General features: G+C 73.8%; 19 protein-coding genes. 8 read left to right on the plus strand and 11 right to left on the minus strand.

Features of this window, described 5'->3' with window-relative positions:
* Positions 1–37: 37 nt before the first annotated feature.
* From J2X26_RS05885 to J2X26_RS05900, 4 genes are read left to right on the plus strand one after another with little or no spacing between them, the layout of a single operon-like run.
* The gene (locus J2X26_RS05885; RefSeq protein ID WP_307490588.1) at positions 38–667 is read left to right on the plus strand and encodes a hypothetical protein; all 630 of its coding nucleotides are present in this window, start codon (positions 38–40) and stop codon (positions 665–667) included.
* On the plus strand, positions 660–962 hold the full coding sequence (locus J2X26_RS05890; RefSeq protein WP_307490589.1) for a transcriptional regulator: 303 nt from the start codon (positions 660–662) through the stop codon (positions 960–962). The genes J2X26_RS05885 and J2X26_RS05890 overlap by 8 nt, the downstream gene beginning before the upstream one ends.
* The gene (locus J2X26_RS05895; RefSeq protein WP_307490591.1) at positions 959–1,858 is read left to right on the plus strand and encodes an ABC transporter ATP-binding protein; all 900 of its coding nucleotides are present in this window, start codon (positions 959–961) and stop codon (positions 1,856–1,858) included. The genes J2X26_RS05890 and J2X26_RS05895 overlap by 4 nt, the downstream gene beginning before the upstream one ends.
* Positions 1,855–2,631 (plus strand): ABC transporter permease, encoded by a 777-nt coding sequence (locus tag J2X26_RS05900; RefSeq protein WP_307490593.1) that lies wholly within the window; start codon positions 1,855–1,857, stop codon positions 2,629–2,631. Before J2X26_RS05895 ends, J2X26_RS05900 begins: the two co-directional genes overlap by 4 nt.
* Positions 2,632–2,670: 39 nt before the next feature.
* Here the strand turns inward: J2X26_RS05900 and J2X26_RS05905 are convergent, their stop codons facing one another.
* Genes J2X26_RS05905 through J2X26_RS05915 form a run of 3 tightly spaced genes read right to left on the minus strand, consistent with a single transcriptional unit; the run spans position 2,671 to position 5,622 of the window.
* Entirely contained in the window at positions 2,671–5,088 is a 2,418-nt protein-coding gene (locus tag J2X26_RS05905; RefSeq protein ID WP_307490595.1) for a heavy metal translocating P-type ATPase, read from the minus strand.
* Complete coding sequence (locus J2X26_RS05910; RefSeq protein ID WP_307490597.1) at positions 5,085–5,324, minus strand: heavy-metal-associated domain-containing protein; 240 nt, start codon at positions 5,322–5,324, stop codon at positions 5,085–5,087. Before J2X26_RS05910 ends, J2X26_RS05905 begins: the two co-directional genes overlap by 4 nt.
* Before the next feature lie 16 nt (positions 5,325–5,340).
* Entirely contained in the window at positions 5,341–5,622 is a 282-nt protein-coding gene (locus J2X26_RS05915; RefSeq protein WP_056086768.1) for a metal-sensitive transcriptional regulator, read from the minus strand.
* 95 nt (positions 5,623–5,717) lie between these two features.
* Here J2X26_RS05915 and J2X26_RS05920 point away from each other — a divergent pair, with 95 nt between their 5' ends.
* Together J2X26_RS05920 and J2X26_RS05925 are read left to right on the plus strand one after the other, a co-directional pair.
* The gene (locus tag J2X26_RS05920) at positions 5,718–6,176 is read left to right on the plus strand and encodes an RrF2 family transcriptional regulator (RefSeq protein WP_307490600.1); all 459 of its coding nucleotides are present in this window, start codon (positions 5,718–5,720) and stop codon (positions 6,174–6,176) included.
* A 106-nt stretch (positions 6,177–6,282) separates the two neighbouring features.
* Positions 6,283–7,221, plus strand: coding sequence for a sulfite exporter TauE/SafE family protein (locus J2X26_RS05925; RefSeq protein WP_307490602.1), 939 nt, complete (start codon positions 6,283–6,285; stop codon positions 7,219–7,221).
* Positions 7,222–7,275: 54 nt separating this feature from the next.
* Here the strand turns inward: J2X26_RS05925 and hemL are convergent, their stop codons facing one another.
* From hemL to hemE, 6 genes are all read right to left on the minus strand, one after another.
* Positions 7,276–8,619, minus strand: coding sequence for a glutamate-1-semialdehyde 2,1-aminomutase (hemL, locus tag J2X26_RS05930; RefSeq protein WP_307490604.1), 1,344 nt, complete (start codon positions 8,617–8,619; stop codon positions 7,276–7,278).
* The gene (gene hemB / locus J2X26_RS05935) at positions 8,616–9,605 is read right to left on the minus strand and encodes a porphobilinogen synthase (RefSeq protein ID WP_307490606.1); all 990 of its coding nucleotides are present in this window, start codon (positions 9,603–9,605) and stop codon (positions 8,616–8,618) included. The genes hemL and hemB overlap by 4 nt, the downstream gene beginning before the upstream one ends.
* Positions 9,605–10,432 (minus strand): uroporphyrinogen-III synthase, encoded by an 828-nt coding sequence (locus J2X26_RS05940; RefSeq protein WP_307490608.1) that lies wholly within the window; start codon positions 10,430–10,432, stop codon positions 9,605–9,607. Before J2X26_RS05940 ends, hemB begins: the two co-directional genes overlap by 1 nt.
* Complete coding sequence (gene hemC, locus J2X26_RS05945; protein WP_307490610.1) at positions 10,429–11,400, minus strand: hydroxymethylbilane synthase; 972 nt, start codon at positions 11,398–11,400, stop codon at positions 10,429–10,431. Before hemC ends, J2X26_RS05940 begins: the two co-directional genes overlap by 4 nt.
* A gap of 167 nt (positions 11,401–11,567) precedes the next feature.
* Positions 11,568–12,851 carry a protoporphyrinogen/coproporphyrinogen oxidase gene (locus J2X26_RS05950; RefSeq protein WP_307490611.1) on the minus strand — a complete coding sequence of 428 codons (1,284 nt, stop codon included), beginning with the start codon at positions 12,849–12,851 and terminating at the stop codon, positions 11,568–11,570.
* A gap of 1 nt (position 12,852) precedes the next feature.
* Complete coding sequence (gene hemE, locus J2X26_RS05955; RefSeq protein WP_307490613.1) at positions 12,853–13,917, minus strand: uroporphyrinogen decarboxylase; 1,065 nt, start codon at positions 13,915–13,917, stop codon at positions 12,853–12,855.
* Between the two features lie 46 nt (positions 13,918–13,963).
* Here hemE and J2X26_RS05960 point away from each other — a divergent pair, with 46 nt between their 5' ends.
* Positions 13,964–15,229 (plus strand): glutamyl-tRNA reductase, encoded by a 1,266-nt coding sequence (locus tag J2X26_RS05960; protein ID WP_307490614.1) that lies wholly within the window; start codon positions 13,964–13,966, stop codon positions 15,227–15,229.
* 146 nt (positions 15,230–15,375) lie between these two features.
* Here the strand turns inward: J2X26_RS05960 and J2X26_RS05965 are convergent, their stop codons facing one another.
* On the minus strand, positions 15,376–16,230 hold the full coding sequence (locus J2X26_RS05965; protein ID WP_235523389.1) for a hypothetical protein: 855 nt from the start codon (positions 16,228–16,230) through the stop codon (positions 15,376–15,378).
* Positions 16,231–16,502: 272 nt separating this feature from the next.
* Positions 16,503–17,930 (minus strand): adenylosuccinate lyase, encoded by a 1,428-nt coding sequence (gene purB / locus J2X26_RS05970; protein WP_307490616.1) that lies wholly within the window; start codon positions 17,928–17,930, stop codon positions 16,503–16,505.
* A gap of 103 nt (positions 17,931–18,033) precedes the next feature.
* Here purB and J2X26_RS05975 point away from each other — a divergent pair, with 103 nt between their 5' ends.
* Positions 18,034–18,408, plus strand: coding sequence for a DoxX family protein (locus J2X26_RS05975; RefSeq protein ID WP_307490618.1), 375 nt, complete (start codon positions 18,034–18,036; stop codon positions 18,406–18,408).
* Positions 18,409–18,420 lie beyond the last annotated feature (12 nt).

Raw genomic sequence — 18,420 nt, forward strand, 5'->3', positions numbered from 1 at the left:
CGCAAACTAGTTTGTGTTGCAAACCTCAGGAGGAGCGATGCCGACAGACGACCCGCGCTCCGACGCCGACGCGGCGCCGGACCTCGCGGACGCGCTCGCGATCATCGCCGCGCAGCGCGCGCGCGCCGAGGACACGCGTCCGTCGGGCCCGCTGCTGTTCGGGCTGTGGGGCGCCGCCTGGCTCGTCGGTTACGGCGCGCTGTGGCTGACCACCCGCGACGACGGCAGCCCGTCGGCCCTCGCCGTGGGTGTCGCGATCGCGAGCGGGGTCGTCGCGCTCGCCGTGACGGTCGTGCACGTCATGCACCGGACGCGCGGCATCGCCGGGGCGAGTGCCCGGGAGGGTGCCCTGTACGGCGTCGCGTGGCCCGTCGCGTTCCTGGCGCAGAGCATGATCGTCGGCGGTCTGGCGCAGGCGGGAGCGTCCGGCGCGGTGATCTCGCTGGCGGCCAACGCCATCGCGGCCCTGGTGGTCGGCCTGCTGTACATCGCCGGAGGCCTGCTCTGGCGCGCGACCTCCATGTACGTGCTCGGCGCCTGGATGGCGCTGACCGGCGCGGCGGCGGCCCTCACGGGGTTCCCGGACTCGTACCTGGTGATGGCGCTCGCCGGCGGTGGCGGGCTGCTCGTCGGTGCCCTCGTCGAGACGGTCCGCTCCCGTGGCTGACGTCGAGCTGGACCCTGTCATCCATGCGCAGGCCCGGCTGCGCGTGGTCGCGACCCTGGCGTCCCTCGGCGCTCACGACCGCATCGCCTTCCCGCGGCTGCAGAAGCTGCTCGACATGACCGCGGGGAACCTGTCCACCCATCTGCGCCGACTCGAGGAGGCGGACTACGTGCAGATCACGAAGACCCACGAGGGCCGGACCCCGGCCACCTACGTGGCACTGACGCTGGCCGGACGGCTGGCGTTCCAGACGTACACGACGTCGCTGCGAGAGCTGCTGGGAGACGCATCATGACCGCGGTCGTGGAGCTGACCGGTGTGACCCGGACGTTCGGCGCGGTCACCGCGCTCGACGACGTGTCGCTGACGGTCGGCGAGGGAGAGCTCGTCGGGCTGCTCGGCCCCAACGGTGCGGGCAAGACGACCCTGCTCAGCCTGGTCAGCGGCCTGCGCCGTGCGGACTCCGGCACGGTCCGGCTGTTCGGTGCGGACCCGCGGGTCGCGTCGTCGCGGATCGCGCTGGGCACCACGCCGCAGGAGACCGGCCTGCCGCCGACGCTGACGGTCGGGGAGGTCGTGGACCTCGTCGCCAAGCACTACCCGTCCCCCATGACCCGGGCCGAGGTGCTGGCGCGGTTCGGGCTCGAGGACCTGGTCGGCCGCCAGACGGGCGGGCTGTCCGGTGGGCAGAAGCGGCGGCTAGCGGTCGCCCTCGCGCTCGTCGGCCGGCCGCGGCTGGTCCTGCTCGACGAGCCGACCACCGGGCTCGACGTCGAGGCGCGGCACATCCTCTGGCAGGCGCTGCGGGACTACCACGCCGACGGTGCGACCGTGCTGCTGACCAGCCACTACCTGGAGGAGATCGAGGCGCTGGCGCAGCGGGTCGTCGTCATCGGCGGCGGTCGCGTGCTGGCCGACGACAGCCTGCAGTCGGTGCTCGGCCTCGTCGCGCTGCGCCGCGTGATCTTCACGTTGCCGGGTGCGGTGGCGGACGACCTCGCGCGGCTGCCCGGCGCGTACGGCGCGCAGCAGGGGGCCGACGGCCGGTGGACGGTCCTCGCGAACGATGCGGACCGCTTGGTGCGCGCGCTCGTCGTCGAGGAGGTCCCGTTCTCCGACCTGGAGCTGCGCGGCGCGTCGCTCGAAGAGGCGTTCCTTGCACTGACACAGGACGAGGAGGCAGTCCGATGAGCACGACCACGCTGACCACGCGACCGTTCTGGGCGCTGGCCGTCGTCCACGCGAAGTTCCAGTTCCTGGAGACCGTGCGCATCCCCATCGCCGTGATCGGCAACCTGCTGTTCCCGTCGCTCGCGCTGCTGTTCTTCGTCATCCCGCAGCGCGCGGTGGCCGACGACCCGGCGATCGCTACGGCGGCGGTCGCCCAGCTCGGCGTCTTCGCGGTGATGTCGACGTGCCTGTTCTCGTTCGGGGTGGGCGTCTCCGAGGACCGTGCGATGCCGTTCGACCCCTTCCTGCGCACCCTCCCGGCCGGGGCCGGGCCGCGGCTCATGGGCCGGGTGCTCAACGGCGTGCTCTGGTCGTACCTCGCCCTGGTGCCGCTCGTGCTGCTGGGGGCGTTCCTGACGGCGGCGACCGTGACGCCCACCCAGGCGCTGGCCGCGATCGTCATGGTGCCCGCGGTGGCGGTGCCGTTCCTGCTGCTCGGGCTGGCGATCGGCTACCGGCTCAGCTCGAAGGCGGCGATCGCCGTCGTGCAGGCCACGCTGTTCCCGCTCGCGTTCGCCGGCGGGCTGTTCCTGCCGCCGGAGGCGTTCCCGGCCTGGCTCGACGCGATCAGCAAGCTGCTGCCATCGCGCGCGGCCCGCGACCTCGCCGTCCAGGCGGTGACCGGCTACGAGGCGTACAGCTTCGCGCTGCTGGTCCTGCTGGCCTGGACCGCCGCGTTCGCGGCGATGGCGGTCACGGCGTACCGCCGCGACGAGGGCCGCCGGTTCCACTGAGGCCGGGGGGTTCCGCCGGGGGTCGCCGGCGGAACCTCCTCACTCGAAGCGGCGCAGGCGCAGCGAGTTGCCGACGACCAGCACCGAGGAGAGCGCCATGGCGGCGCCCGCGATCATCGGGTTGAGCAGTCCCAGGGCCGCCAGCGGGATCGCGGCGACGTTGTAGGCGAACGCCCAGAACAGGTTCTGCTTGATCACCCGCAGGGTGCGGCGGGACAGCCGGATCGCGTCGCCCGCGGAGCGCAGGTCGCCCCGGACCAGCGTGATGTCGGACGCCTCGATGGCGACGTCGGTGCCGGTGCCCATGGCCAGGCCGAGGTCGGCGGTGGCGAGCGCCGCCGCGTCGTTGACCCCGTCGCCGACCATCGCGACGCGTGCGCCCTCGCGCTGCAGCCGTTCCACGACGGCAACCTTGTCGGCGGGCAGGACGTGGGCGACGACGTCGGTGATCCCGACCTCACGGGCGGCCGCACGAGCGGCACCCTCGTTGTCCCCGGTGAGCAGGACCGGCCGGAGGCCGAGTGCCCGCAGCTCGGCGACCGCCTGCGCGGACGTCGGCTTCACCGGGTCGCGCAGCACCAGCACGCCGCGGGGCGAGCCGTCCCAGGCGACCATCACGGCGGTGGCGCCGTCGGCCTCGGCCGCGTCGACGGCGTCCTGGAGCGCCGCCGGGTCGATGCCCTGGTCGCGCAGCCAGGCGGGCTTGCCGACGAGGACGCGTCGACCCAGCCCGACACCCGAGTGCGCGGTGCGGACGACGCCGGAGACGCCGTGACCCGCCTCGGCCCGGAAGTCGTGCACCTGGTCGGCGCCGATGACGACGCCGTCGGTACCGGTCGGACCGTCCTGCTCGACCACGGCAGACGCGATCGCCCGGCCGATCGGGTGCTCGGCCAGCTGCTCGACCGCCGCCGCGTACCGCAGGACCTCGTCGTCGCCGACGACGTCCACGAGCGCCATCCGCCCCTCGGTCACCGTGCCGGTCTTGTCCAGCACGACGGTGTCGATGGTGCGGGTCTGCTCGAGGATCTCCGGACCCTTGATGAGGATGCCGCGCTGGGCGCCGCGACCCGTGCCGACCAGCAGCGCGGTCGGGGTCGCCAGCCCGAGGGCGCACGGGCACGCGATGATCAGCACGGCGACCGCCGCGGTGAACGCGGCCTGCGCACCGGCACCGCTGAGCAGCCAGGCCGCCAGCGTGCCGAGCGCGAGGACCAGCACGATGGGCACGAACACCGCGGAGATGCGGTCGGCCAGCCGCTGCACGGGTGCCTTGCCGGTCTGCGCGGTGGCGACGAGCCGGCCGATCTGCGCCAGCCGGGTGTCGGCGCCGACGCGGGTGGCCCGCACCACGAGCGCGCCGGAGGTGTTGATGGTCGCGCCGGTGACGTCGTCGCCGGGGCCGACGTCGACGGGCACCGGCTCGCCGGTGAGCAGCGAGGTGTCCAGCGCGGACGTGCCGCTGACCACGACGCCGTCGGTCGCCACCTTCTCGCCGGGCCGGACGACGAACTCGTCGCCGACCTGCAGGCGATCCACCGGGACGCGCTGCTCGGTGCCGCTGACCAGCAGCGACACGTCCTTGGCGCCCAGGTCGAGCAGCGCGCGCAGGGCGTCACCGGCACGTCGACGGGACCGGTGCTCGGCGTACCGACCGGCCAGCAGGAACGTCGTGACGACCGCGGCGACCTCGAAGTAGAGCTCCGGGATCTCCATGCCCATCTCGGCGCGCGGCCACAGAGAAGGGGTCATGTTCAGACCGAGCTCACCCGCACCGCCGAACAGCAGCGCCCACAGCGACCAGCCGGTCGCCGCGATGATGCCGAGGGAGACCAGCGTGTCCATGGTCGAGGCGCCGTGCCGGGCGGCCCGGAACGCGGCCCGGTGGAACGGCCAGGCGGCCCACGTGACGACGGGCAGCGCGAGGGCGGTGACCACCCACTGCCAGCCCGTGAACTGGAGCGCCGGGATCATCGAGAGCAGCAGCACGGGGACCGTGAGGACGCTCGCGACCTGCAGGCGGCTGCGTAGCTCCGTGCCGCGCGCGTCGGTCGGTGCCGACGTGTCCTCGTCCGGGTCCATGTCGTGCCCGGGCGCCATCGCGTGCCCGGACAGGGCGTGCTCGAACGGGTCCATGCCCTCGTGGTGCATGAACTCCGCGGAGGCGCCGTGGTGCTCGTGCGGAGCTGGCTCCGGCTCCCGTGCGGGGGGCGCGCCCACGACCGTGGCGTCGTACCCGGCCGACCGGACGGCCGCGACGAGCGCGTCGCTGTCCGTGGTCTCGCCGGCCGTGATGGTCACCCGCGCAGACTCCAGCGGCAGGTTCACCGTCGCCTCGACGCCGGGCAGGCGGTTCAGCTTCTTCTCGACGCGCGCGACGCACGAGGCGCAGGTCATCCCCTCGATCGCGAGGTCGATCGTGCGTTCGGCGGTGCGGTCGATGATGCGATCGGTCACAGCAAGGACCTCCTCGGCGTGACGGCGTAGCCCGCCTCGACGACGGCCTCGGCGACGGCGGCGTCGGTCAGGGGCGCGTCGGAGACGACGGAGACGGTCGACGAGCCCCCGACCGTCAGCTGGATCGTGACGTCGTGGACGCCGGGCAGGGCGGACAGCTCGGAGGTGACCGCGGAGACGCAGTGGCCGCAGGTCATGCCGTCGACGCCGAACGTGGTGGTGGTGGTCGTGGTCATGGTGGGTCTCCTTCGATCAGCTGCGGACGAGGCGGGCGATGGCGTCGGAGGCTTCCTTCACCTTCGCCGCTCCCTCCTCGGGGGACTGGCGGGCGGCGTCGACGACGCAGTGCGCGAGGTGGTCCTCGACCAGGCCGATGCTGACGGCCTGCAGGGCCTTCGTGACGGCGGCGACCTGCGTGAGGATGTCGATGCAGTACACGTCCTCGTCGACCATCCGGGCGATGCCGCGCACCTGACCCTCGACGCGCCGCAGGCGCTTGAGGTAGTCGTCCTTGGCGTCCGTGTAGCCGTGCATGAGGGCCTCGTTCCGGTGGTCGAGTGGGTGCTCTTTGCGCAACACCATACCCCTAGGGGGTATTCCCGGGACGCGCACGGGGCACAATCGACGGCATGCGGGTCTCGGCGAAGGCGGACTATGCGGTGCGGGCGTGTGCCGAGCTGGCGGCGTCCCCTCACGGGGACCCCGTGCGGGCGGACGACCTGGCGGTCGGGCAGCAGCTCCCGGTCGCGTTCCTGGAGCGGATCCTGGGTGACCTGCGCCGTGGCGGCGTGGTCAGCAGCGTCCGCGGTCGGTCCGGCGGCTACCGGCTGGCGCGGCCGGCGGACGAGATCACACTCGCCGACGTGATCCGGGCCGTCGACGGTCCGCTGGTGACGGTCCGCGACGAGCGGCCGACCGCGCTGGAGTACGGCGGGTCCGCGGAGGCGCTGCTGCAGGTCTGGGTAGCCCTGCGCGTGAGCGTCCGCGACGTGCTGGACCAGGTCACGCTTGCCGGCCTGGTGTCCGGGGAGCTGCCGCCGCACGTCCGTGAGCTCGGCGCTCGCGAGGATGCCTGGGTCAACCCCTAGCTGTCCACCATACGACCGTCCATCTCAGCTCGTGATACGGGACTACCGGTAGACCAAGGCGGTCGGGATTATCGGGTGTTCGCTCCCCCATCCGAGGTGGTCTCTCGTGCGCTCGTTGATCCTGCTCGCCCTCGTCGGGCTCGCCGCCCAGCTGGTCGACGGCGCCCTCGGCATGGCGTACGGCGTCACGTCCACCACCCTGCTGCTGGCCATCGGCACCAACCCGGCGGCCGCGTCGGCCACCATCCACCTCAGCGAGATCGGCACCACGCTCGTCTCGGGCCTCTCGCACTGGAGGTTCGGGAACGTCGACTGGAAGGTCGTCCTGCGCATCGGCGTGCCGGGAGCGGTCGGCGCGTTCCTCGGCGCCTACGTGCTCTCGAACCTCGCGACGGACGTGGCCAAGCCCGTCATGTCCGCGATCCTCCTCGCGCTCGGCGTCTACATCCTGATCCGGTTCACGCTCTTCGGGCTGCGCAAGGACCGCCTCGGGCTCCCGCTGCGCAAGCGGTTCCTCGCGCCCCTCGGTCTGTTCGCCGGCTTCGTCGACGCGACCGGGGGTGGCGGCTGGGGTCCGGTGGGTACCCCTGCGCTCCTGGCGTCGGGCCGCATCGAGCCGCGCAAGGTCATCGGCTCGATCGACACGTCCGAGTTCCTCGTCGCGATCGCCGCGAGCCTCGGCTTCCTGATCGCGCTCGGCTCGCAGGGCATCAACCCCGCCTGGGTCCTCGCGCTCCTCGTCGGTGGCGTCATCGCCGCACCGATCGCCGCGTGGCTCGTCCGCAAGATCCCCGGCCGCATCCTGGGCTCGGCGGTCGGTGGCCTCATCGTCCTCACCAACGTCCGCACCCTGATCCGCGGCGAGTGGGTCGGCCTGGGCGACACCCCCGCCGAGGGCCTCATTCTCGGCGCGATCGCGGTCGTCTGGGCCGGCGCCATCGCCTGGTCCGTGCGGGCCTACCGCAACGAGCTGGCCCTCGAGGCCGCGACGGTCACCGCGGACGACGACGCCGAACTGGTCGGCGCAGCCCGAACGGCCGGCTGAACCGACGCACGAACGACGAAGGGACCCGCCGCGTGGCGGGTCCCTTCGTCGATCTCAGGCGGTCGGTGCCGTGGCCTGCGCTGCGGCGCGGACGGCGGCCGGGAGGGCCGAGACGATCCGGTCGATCGCGTCGTCGTCGTGCGCGGCGGACACGAACCACGCCTCGAACGGCGACGGCGGTGCGTACACGCCCGACTCGAGCAGCGAGGTGAAGAACGGTGCGTAGCGCCACGACTCCGAGGCCAGCACGGCCGCGTAGTCCTGGGCACCGTGCGCGGCGGCGTCGGCACCGAAGAACGTGCTGAACAGGTTGCCCGCCCACTGCACGGCGTGCGGCTGGCCCTCCGCCGACAGCGCGGCCGTGAGCTCACCGCGCAGCTGCGCGGAGACGGCGTCGACCCGGGCGTAGACCGACGCGTCGGCGAGCCGCAGCGTCGTCAGTCCGGCCGCGGTCGCCACCGGGTTCCCTGACAGGGTGCCCGCCTGGTAGACCGGGCCCGTGGGGGCCAGCAGGCTCATGACGTCCCGGCGCCCACCGACCGCGGCGACCGGCAGGCCGCCGCCGATGACCTTGCCGAAGGTGTGCAGGTCGGCCGCCCAGCCCTCGCGCAGGCCCTCGAGCCCCCACCAGCCGGAGTACCCGACGCGGAAGCCCGTGAGGACCTCGTCCTGGATGAGCAGGGCGCCGTGCGTGAGTGTGATGCGGCGCAGCGCGGCGTTGAACCCGGGCAGCGGGGGGACGACGCCCATGTTCGCGGGCGCGGCCTCCGTGATGACCGCGGCGATGCGGTCGCCGTGCTCGGCGAACGCGGCCTCGACGGCCTCGACGTCGTTGTACGGGACGACGATGGTCTCGCCGGTGACCGCGGCCGAGACACCGGCCGAGTCGGGCAGGCCGAGGGTCGCGACGCCGGAGCCGGCCGAGGCCAGCAGCGCGTCGACGTGCCCGTGGTAGCAGCCGGCGAACTTCACGACGAGGTCGCGCCCGGTGAACGCGCGCGCCAGGCGCAGCGCCGTCATCGTGGCCTCGGTGCCGGTGGAGACCAGGCGGACCTTCTCGGCCGGAGGGACCCGCGAGCGGATCTCGTCGACGAGGTCGGTCTCGGTGACCGTCGGCGCGCCGAAGCTGAGGCCGCGACCGGCCGCGTCGCGGACCGCCTCGACGACCTCGGGGTGCGCGTGGCCCAGCAGGGCCGGACCCCACGAGCCGACGAGGTCGACGTACTCGTTGCCGTCGATGTCGGTGACGTAGGGGCCCCGGGCGGACGCGAGGAACCGGGGCGTGCCGCCCACGTTCCCGTACGCGCGCACCGGCGAGTTCACCCCGCCCGGGATGACGGTCTGCGCGCGCGCGAAGGCGGCAGCGCTCGTCTTCGCTGTCGTGGTGGTGACGCTCATCGGATCTCCTCTGCCAGCCAACCGGCCAGCTCTGTCGCAGAGTACGTGAGTACGTGATCGGCACCGGCGCGGCGGATGCTGAGCACAGACTCCAGGATCGCCCGTCTGCGCTCGATCCAGCCTCGCGCAGCGGCGGCCTCGATCATGGCGTACTCGCCCGAGACCTGGTAGGCCGCGACCGGAACCGTCGACATGGCGGCCACGTCGGCGAGGATGTCGAGGTACGCCAGGGCCGGCTTGACCATGACGATGTCGGCACCCTCGGCGAGGTCGATGGCCACCTCACGGACGGCCTCGCGGCGGTTCGCGGGATCCATCTGATAGGTGCGCCGGTCGCCCTCGAGCTGGGACTCGACCGCGTCCCGGAACGGTCCGTAGAACGCGGACGCGTACTTGGCGGCGTAGGCCAGCACGGCGACGTCGTCGCGACCAGCGGCGTCGAGGGCGTCCCGGACGTACCCGACCTGGCCGTCCATCATCCCGCTGAGACCCACCACGTGCGCCCCGGCCGACGCCTGGGCCAGGGCCATCTCGGCGTACCGGACCAGCGTCGCGTCGTTGTCGACGGCCCCGCCGGGCGTGAGGACGCCGCAGTGCCCGTGGTCGGTGAACTCGTCGAGGCAGAGGTCGGCCTGCACGACCAGCGCGTCACCCACCTCGGCGACGGTGTCCGCGATGGCGAGGTTGAGGATCCCGTCCGGGTCGGTCGCCTGCGAGCCGACGGCGTCCCGCACCGTGGGGATCGCGAAGAGCATGACGCCACCGAGCCCGACGCGCGCCGCCTCCGCCACCGCCTTCCGCAGCGAGTCGCGGGTGTGCTGCTGGACGCCGGGCATCGAGCTGATCTCGCGCGGCTCCGTCAGGCCCTCCTTGACGAACACCGGCAGCACCAGCTGGGCGGCGTCGAGCCGCGTCTCGGCGGTCAGGCGGCGCAGCGCGGGCGTGGCGCGCAGCCGGCGCGGACGGACGCGACGGGCGTCGGTCATCAGAGCTCCTCGGGGCTGGGGACGGGGGCGGGCAGGACGGTGGTGACCGCACGCGTGAGGGCGTCGACCATGCCGATCATCGTCTGCTCGGTCGCGATGCCCGCCAGCGGCAGGCCCAGGCGCGCGGCCTCGGCGGCGGTGGACGGGCCGATGCCGATCATCAGGGTGGTCGTCGGTGGCGTCCCCAGTCGGGACGCCAGCTCCCGGACGGTGCTGGCCGACGTGAGCAGGGCCGCGCGGATGGTGCCGTCGGTCCAGGCCTCGCGCACCTCGGCGGACGGCGGGGCGGCCGGCACGGTCCGGTACGCGACGACGTCGGCCACGTCCCAGCCGCGTTCCTGCAGCCCGTCGACGACCGTCGTCGCCGCCAGGTCGCCGCGGGGGAACAGCACGCGGGCCGGCTCGGTGGGCGCGGGGAACTCCTCCACCAGCCCGCGCGACGTCGACTTGCCGCGGGGGACGAGGTCGGGCTCGACGCCGACGTCGCGCAGGGCACGGGCGGTGCCAGGGCCGATGGCCGCGACGCGCACGTGGCCGTCGGCGAGCAGCTGCGTCAGGCTGCCGGCGCTCTCCTGCGCGCGGTCCACGAGCACGGGCACGGCGGCGGCGCTGGTCACGACGAGCCACCCGAACCAGCCCGACTCGAGGGCGAGCAGGGCGTCGTCCAGCTCGGTGGGGTCCTCGGGCGGCACCGTCTCGATGAGGGGCACGACGACCGCCTCGGCCCCCGCCGCGGCGAGCGCGACGACGGCGGGGCTGCGACCGGCCGTCGGGCGGGGGACCAGGACCCGCCACCCGGACAGCGGCAGCACGGGGGTCCCGGTCATCGGACGGCGCCCAGGGCGGCGAGGTCGGCGGCGCCGGCGTCGAGGAGCGTCTCGGCCAGCCGGGCGCCGAGCGCGAGGGCGTCGGCGGCGCTGTCGGTGCCCAGGGTCGCCGTCAGGCCGCGGTGCAGCGACGCACTGCCGTCCGGGCGGACGACCACGGCGTCGAGGAACAAGGTGCGGCCGTCGTCGGCCAGGCGTCCCGTCGCACCGATCGGTGCCGCGCAGCCGGCCTCGAGGCGACCGAGCAGGGCCCGCTCGGCGAGGACCGCGAGGTGCGTCGGGCGGTGGTCGAGCGCGGACAGGGCCAGCGCGAGCGGCTCGTCGGGCTCGAGCCCGGCGCGGACCTCGACGGCGAGCGCGCCCTGGCCGGGTGCGGGCAGCATCGTGCCCGGGCCGAACGCCTCGGTGACGGCGTCGAGCCGCCCGAGCCTGGCCAGACCCGCGCGGGCGAGCACGACGGCGTCCAGGTCGCCGGGTCCGGTGGCGGAGCCGGCGACACGACCGAGCCGGGTGTCGACGTTGCCGCGGATGTCGACGACGTCGAGGTCGGGGCGGGCGGCGAGGAGCTGGGCCGCGCGGCGGGGGGAGCCGGTGCCGACGCGGGCGCCGGGGGGCAGCAGCGCGAGGGTCAGCTCGTCCCGGGCGCACAGCGCGTCGGCGGGGTCCTCGCGCGGCGGGACCGCCCCGAGCACGAGCCCGTCCGCGTCGCCCGTCGGCAGGTCCTTGAGGGAGTGCACCGCGACGTCGCAGCGGCCGTCGAGGAGGGCGTCGCGCAGGGCAGTGACGAAGACCCCCGTGCCTCCCAGGCTCTGCAGGGAACCGGTCAGGCGGTCGCCGTCGGTGCGGACGTGGACGGTCTCGAGGGTCAGGTCGCCACGCCCGAGGACGGCGAGGGCGTCGACCACATGGCCGGTCTGCGTGAGCGCGAGCGCGCTCGCGCGGGTCCCGACCCGCACGTGCTGGAGCATGCGGCCAGTGTCCCCCTCCGTCGCAGGGATGTCGAAGCGCGGGGACATTCCCAGAACCCCGTGACGGGGTCGTGACAGGTTGTCAGAAAATGCCGCCAAGAAATGTGACCCACGACATTCTTCCACCGCTTGCCGACGCGTTGTCAGAAAATGACGAAGCAATTCCCTCAGATCACCGACCGCGCCGCCGCGCGGGCGTCCGGCACGACCGACGCCAGCCCGTTGCCGGCCACCCACGCACCGCACACCGCGACCCCCGCGAGCGGCTCGACCGCTGCCCGCACGTCGGCGACGACCCGCGCGTGGTGGGCGCTGGGCCGAGGCAGCGCCTGCGTCCACCGGACGACCGCCTGACCCTCGAGCCGGTCGCGGGACAGCGGGGTGCCCAGCAGGACCGACGCGTCGCGCAGGGCCAGGTCGACGTCGGGCTGCACGTCCTCTCCCGCCCGCCCGTACGACAGCCGCACCACGTGCCGGCCCGGCCCGGCGGCCTGCGCGAGCCACGCCCACTTGGCGGTGGCGTGCGTGAGCGCCTTGGCGGTGACGTCCGTCGCCTCGCGCGCGACGAGCACCCCGGTGCCGCGCGGTGCAGCGTCGAGCGCGGGGTCGCCCAGCACGAGGGTGACCAGCGTGACCTGCGCACCCGGGTCCGGGCGACCGACGGTCAGCCCCAGCAGGTCGACCGCCGCCGGGGTGGCCAGCACCCACCGGTCGGCGCGCTCGTCGTCCAGGGACGTCACCGACGTGCCCGTGCGGACGGTGCCGCCGTGCGCCTCGATGTCCGCCACCAGGGCGTCGACCAGCACGTGCATCCCGCCCGCGATCCCCTGCACCGCCGACCCCGCCGGAGCCGATGCCCGCAGGCTCCGGACCGCCCGCGCGAGCGAGCCCCGCTCCCGGCGGAGCGCGTCCGGCAGGCCCGGCGCGACGGCGTCCACCGCGAGGTCGTCGGGGTCCGCGGCGTGCACCCCACCGACCACCGGCCGCACGAGGCGGTCCAGCACGCGCGCGCCCATGCGGCGGCGGACCAGGTCGCCGAGCGAGGTCGCTGCGGTGGCGGGGAGCACCAGGTCCAGGCTCGCGCGCGCCGCCCCGACGAGCCCGAGCGTCCCGCGCGCAGCCCACGGGTCCGCCGGGATGCCCAGCAGACCCGTGCGCGGCAGGGGTCCGTCGCCGTGCGGGAGGTGCACCCAGGAGCCGTGCGGCTCGGGCGCGCAGACGCGGTCGGACAGCCCCAGCTCGTCGAGGAGCGCGGCGACCGTGCCGCCGCGCGTGGCGTACGACTCGGCCCCGGCGTCGAGCCGCAGCCCCGCGACCGTGTGCCCGGCGACCGCGCCGCCCAGGGTCTCGCGCTCCTCCAGGACGAGCGTCCGCAGGCCCTCGTGGGCCAGCTCGCGCGCGGCGACGAGCCCCGCGATCCCGCCCCCGACGACGACCGCGTCCCAGGTCATCTCAGATCTCGTGGACCAGGCGGGCCACGCGCGTGAGCACGGTCGGGTCGGTCTCCGGAGGGACGCCGTGACCGAGGTTCACCACGTGCCCGGGGGCGACCGAGCCGCGCGCGACGACGTCGCGGACGTGCGCCTCGAGCACCGGCCACGGAGCAGCCAGCAGCGCGGGGTCGATGTTGCCCTGCAGCGGCGTGGTGCCGCCGAGCCGGCGGTTCGCCTCGTCCAGCGGGAGCCGGTAGTCGACGCCGACGACGTCCGCGCCGACGTCGCGCATCGCCGCGAGCAGCTCGCTGGTGCCCGTGCCGAAGTGCACCTTCTTCACGTCCAGGTCGGCGACGTGCGTCAGCGCCCGGGCCGACGCGGGGGCCACGTGCGCGGTGTAGTCGGCCAGGCTCAGGGACCCCGCCCACGAGTCGAAGAGCTGCGTCGCGCTGGCACCGGCCAGCACCTGCGCGCGCAGGAACGCGCCGGCGACGTCCGCCGCCCACTCGGTCAGCGCCGCCCAGGTGGCCGGGTCGGCGTGCATGAGGGTGCGGGCGGCGAGGTGGTCCCGCGACGGGCCGCCCTCGACCAGGTACGCGGCGAGCGTGAAGGGGGCGCCCGCGAAGCCGATCAGGGGCGTCTCGCCGAGCGCGTCCACGGTGAGCGCGACGCCGTCGGACACGGGCTGCAGCGCGTCGGGTGTCAGCGGGCCGAGCTCCCGCAGCCGGGCGACGTCGTCGGCGGTGCGGACCGCGGAGCCCATCACGGGGCCGACGCCGGGCTTGATCTCCACGTCGACGCCCGCGAGCTTGAGCGGCACCACGATGTCGGAGAAGAAGATCGCCGCGTCCACGTCGTGCCGGCGCACCGGCTGCAGGGTGATCTCGCTGGCGAGCGCCGGGTCCAGGCAGGCCTCCAGCATCGCCGTCCCGACGCGCGCCTCGCGGTACTCGGGCAGCGACCTGCCGGCCTGTCGCATGAACCACACCGGCCGTCGCGACGGGGCCTGGCCGGAATATGCACGGACCAGCGAAGAATTCTTCGTGCGGCCGTCGACGAGGGGGTGCGAGGAAGGAAGGTTCACGTCGCCGATTGTGCCGGACAAATGTCGAGATGATTAACTCGGGCACGTGGTGCTGCTGTCCCTCGCCGCCAGTCACCACGACCTCGACCTCGATGTGCTGGAACGTCTCTCGTCGGACGTCCACGCCGTCGCGTCCGAGCTCGTGGGCTCGACGGCCCACAGGTTCGTGTCCGGTGCCGTCGTCCTGGCGACGTGCAACCGGTTCGAGCTGTACCTGGAGGTCGACGACGCGGCGGACACCCCGTCGGCCCGCGCCGCGGCAGCCGAGGCCGTCGCCAGCCGCTCGGGCTACACCGCCGCGCAGGTCGACACGCACCTGCGCGTCCGCACCGGCACCGACGCCGCGGCCCACCTCTTCTCCGTCGCCAGCGGGCTCGACTCGATGGTCGTCGGCGAGCGGGAGATCCAGGGGCAGGTGCGGCGCGCACTGACCGCCGCCCGCCGCGACAGCACCACCACGTCCGGCCTCGAGTCCCTGTTCCAGGCGGCCTCTCGCGTCTCCCGCCTGGTGGAGAGCCGCACCGGGCTCGGCGCCACCGGCCGCTCGGTGGTCGGCGTCGCGCTCGACATCGCGCAGCGCGAGCTGCCCGACTGGTCCGCGGTCCGCTGCGTGCTCATCGGCACCGGCTCCTACGCGGGTGCGTCGCTGGCGGCGCTCAAGGCCCGCGGCGCCGGCGACATCCGGGTGTACTCCGCCTCCGGTCGCGCCCGTGCGTTCGCCGCCGCCCGTGGGGTCCGGTCGCTGCCGGCATCCGCGGACCTCGCCGCCGAGGTGTCCGACGTCGACCTCGTGGTGGCCTGCAGCGGCGCCGCCGGAGCGGTTCTCGGCGTCGATGCGCTGGCCGCCGCGCGGCAGGGTTCGGCGTCGCCTCTCACTGTCGTCGACCTCGCGCTGCGGCACGACGTCGACCCGGGCGTCCGCTCGTTGCCCGGTGTCCGGCTGGTCAGCCTGCACACCGTGGCCGAGCACGCGCCCGCGGAGCACGCCGCCGTGCAGGCCGCCCACGACGTCGTCGTCGCCGCAGCGGAGGCCTACGAGGCCGACCGGCGGGTCCGCGACTGGAACCCCGCGGTCGTCGCGGAGCGCACCCGGGTCCTCGGCGGGCTGGAGTCCGGCCTGAGCGAGCTGCCCGACGACGCGCGCGACGAGCGGGCCGAACGAGCCCTGCGCCGGCGCACGCGGGCCGCGCTGCACGCCCCGACGGTCCGCGCCCGTGAGGCGGCCCGTGCCGGCGACGCGATGACCTACGCGGCTGCGCTCACCGAGCTGGCGTCGATCCCGGTGCCGACCGTGGCAGCCGACGCGCACTGACTGGTCGTCCTTGCGGCTGCGTGGTCGCAGCGGTGAAGCAGAGCGTGCCGGGCCTGGACGGGGGGGAGGGCCAGGCCCGGCACGCGTCCCGTGAGGGTCACATCACGCTGGCGTGACCCTGGTACGGAACCCTCGGTGCGGCGCGCTCAGGAGCGCACCACCTGCTGTTGGGGGGCAGCAGGCCCGGGGGCCCAGGTGTGGGGGACCACCTGGTTGGTCTGGATGTCGGTGAGCTCGGCGGCATAGACGATGCCTTCGTACACGCCGGCCTCGACACGGGTGAGGTGGAGACGCTCGGCGCGCTCGATGTCGTCGCCGAGGTGGGAGATCCGGGCGACGACGTAGCGCTGGGCGTCCTGCCACTGGTCGACGACGCGGACGCTGAGGCCGTTCCAGCGGGCCGTGAGGTCCAGCTCGAACAGCTCGGTGACGTCCTCGCGGGCGACCCGGCGGTACCAGCGGCCCGACGGCGACTGGTGGAAGCCGGTCTCCGCCAGCGGCGGGTTGGCCAGGGCGAGGACGACCGTGTGGCCGCTGTCGACGACGTCGGCCTCGAGGTAGGCGCCGTGCCACTTGGCGACGGGCCCGACACAGCGGGAGAGGGACGCGAGCGAGGGGCGGGGGGCGCCCAGCTGCGTGACCGTCCAGCCGGCGCCGACGTCGCCGTAGCGCGCCAGCAGAGTGGAGGTGCCGTTGTCGTAGATGCGGATCAGCTCGGCGCCCGGGGGGATGCGCGAGTGGCGCAGCCACCAGAGCGGGAGGATGTAGCCGGGCACGTCGCGGTACTGCAGCTGGGGGGATGACTCGAAGCGCAGCACATCGATCGAGCGGTCGTACGGGCTGAAGGGCGAACCCTCGTACCCGAGACCGTGCACCTCGAACAGTTGCGCCGGGGTCGTCGCGAAAGCGACGTCCTCGGCACGCACCACGTACCCCGCCAGACGGTCATGGCCCGCGGTGAGGTGCGCGCGGGTGAGCGCTGGCGTGATCGCCTTCTGCATGAGCGTCACGATGGGCATCCTTGCCAGAAAAGGGGTGAACCGGATGTTTCAGACCGGTCGGTGCACGATTGTGCAGGGCAAACCGGGCACCTGTCCAGGAGCGATCACTCTTTCGGATGAAATCGCAGGTCAGACGGCATGAGAGCGGTCCCGTCGAAACGGTTCCTCTTCTGCTCGCGAGTCGGCAGAAGATGGCCGGGCGACGCCGATCGTTCACCCGTTCGGCGCAGTGTGGACTGGACGATGCGGCCGAACGGGTGTAGCAGGCCGGTTCAGGCGTCGAGGTAGGCCACGAGCGAGTCCGCGAGCCCCGTGTACGACGCGGGCGTGAGGTCGGCGAGCCGGGCGGCGACGTCGTCGGGAAGCCCGAGGCTGCCGATGAACTCGCGCATGTCCGCGGCCGTCAGGCGACGGCCGCGGGTCAGCTCCTTGAGCCGCTCGTACGGGTTCTCCATGCCGGTGACGCCCGCGACGGAGGCGGCGCGCATGGCCGACTGGACGGGCTCGCCGAGCACCTCCCAGTTCTCGTCGAGCTCCCGCGCCAGCAGCGCCTCGTCGACCGACAGCGCCCGCAGCCCGCGGGCCACGTTGTCGATGGCCAGCAGCGAGTGCCCGAACGCGGGGCCGATGTTGCGCTGCGTCGTGGAGTCGGTCAGGTCCCGCTGCAGCCGGCTGGTCACCAGGGTGCTGGCCAGGGTGTCCAGCAGCGCGCTCGACAGCTCCAGGTTGGCCTCGGCGTTCTCGAACCGGATCGGGTTGACCTTGTGCGGCATCGTCGACGAGCCCGTCGCGCCCGCCACCGGGATCTGGATGAAGACGCCGCGCGAGATGTACGTCCAGACGTCCGTGGCCAGGTTGTGCAGCACCCGGTTGAACCGCGCGACGTCCGCGTACAGCTCGGCCTGCCAGTCGTGCGACTCGATCTGCGTGGTCAGCGGGTTCCAGGTCAGGCCCAGGTGCTCGACGAACGCCTTGCTGACGGCCGGCCAGTCCGCGCCCGGCACCGCCACGACGTGCGCCCCGTACGTGCCGGTCGCGCCGTTGAGCTTGCCCAGGTACTCGTCGCCACCGATGCGCGTGAGCTGGCGCCGCAGCCGGTGCGCGAGCACGGCCAGCTCCTTGCCCAGCGTGGTCGGCGTCGCCGGCTGCCCGTGCGTCAGGGCGAGCATCGGCTGGTCCTTCAGCGACCGGGCGAGCTCGGCCACCTGGTCGACGAGTGTCGTCGCGGCCGGTGCCCACACCTCCTGCACCGCGCCACGGACCATCAGCGCGTACGAGAGGTTGTTGATGTCCTCGCTGGTGCACGCGAAGTGCACGAGCTCCCCGACCTCGCGCAGCGCCGACCCCTCGGGCGCAGCCGCGAGCCGGCTCTTGAGGAAGTACTCGACCGCCTTGACGTCGTGCACGGTGATCTTCTCGATCGCCGCCAGCTCCGCGACCTCGTCGGGCCCGAACGTCGCGACCACGTCCCGCAGGTACGCCACGTCCTCGTCCGTCAGCGCCGGGGCACCCGGCACGACCGCGTTCGACGTCAGGTGGATCAGCCACTCGACCTCGACGTGCACCCGCTCACGGTTCAGGGCCGCCTCGCTCAGGTGGTCGACCAGCGGCGCGACCGCCGCGCGGTACCGGCCGTCGAGCGGGCCGAGGGCGATGTGCGGGGTGACGTCCGCGAGCCGGACACGTGCGGGGGAGGTCATGGAGCCATCATCCCAGAGGGGGCGGATCGGGACGGGCGGCGTCCCACGGACGGGGCCATAGGCTGCGCGCGACCCCGCCTCGCTCCCGTCGTCGGAAGAGCCCATGAACATCGCCCTGTGGATCGCTGCCGCCCTGCTCGCCCTCGCGTTCCTGGCCACCGGACTGCTGAAGATCACGCAGTCGAAGGAGAAGCTCGCCGCGGCGGGGTTGGGCTGGACCGAGAGCTTCAGCCCGTCGGCGATCAAGGCGATCGGCGTCGCCGAGGTGCTGGGTGCGATCGGCCTGATCCTGCCCGCCGTGCTGGACGTCGCGCCGGTGCTCGTGCCCATCGCGGCCGTCGGGCTGGTCCTCGTCATGGTCGGCGCGATCACCACGCACGTGCGGCGCAAGGAGACGCCGATGGTCGTGCTGAACGTGGTGCTGCTCGCGCTGGCGCTGTTCGTCGCGTGGGGACGGTTCGGCCCGTACGCGTTCTGACGCTGCAGGCGG

Source organism: Cellulomonas humilata (assembly GCF_030814415.1).
Classification (GTDB): domain Bacteria; phylum Actinomycetota; class Actinomycetes; order Actinomycetales; family Cellulomonadaceae; genus Cellulomonas; species Cellulomonas humilata_A.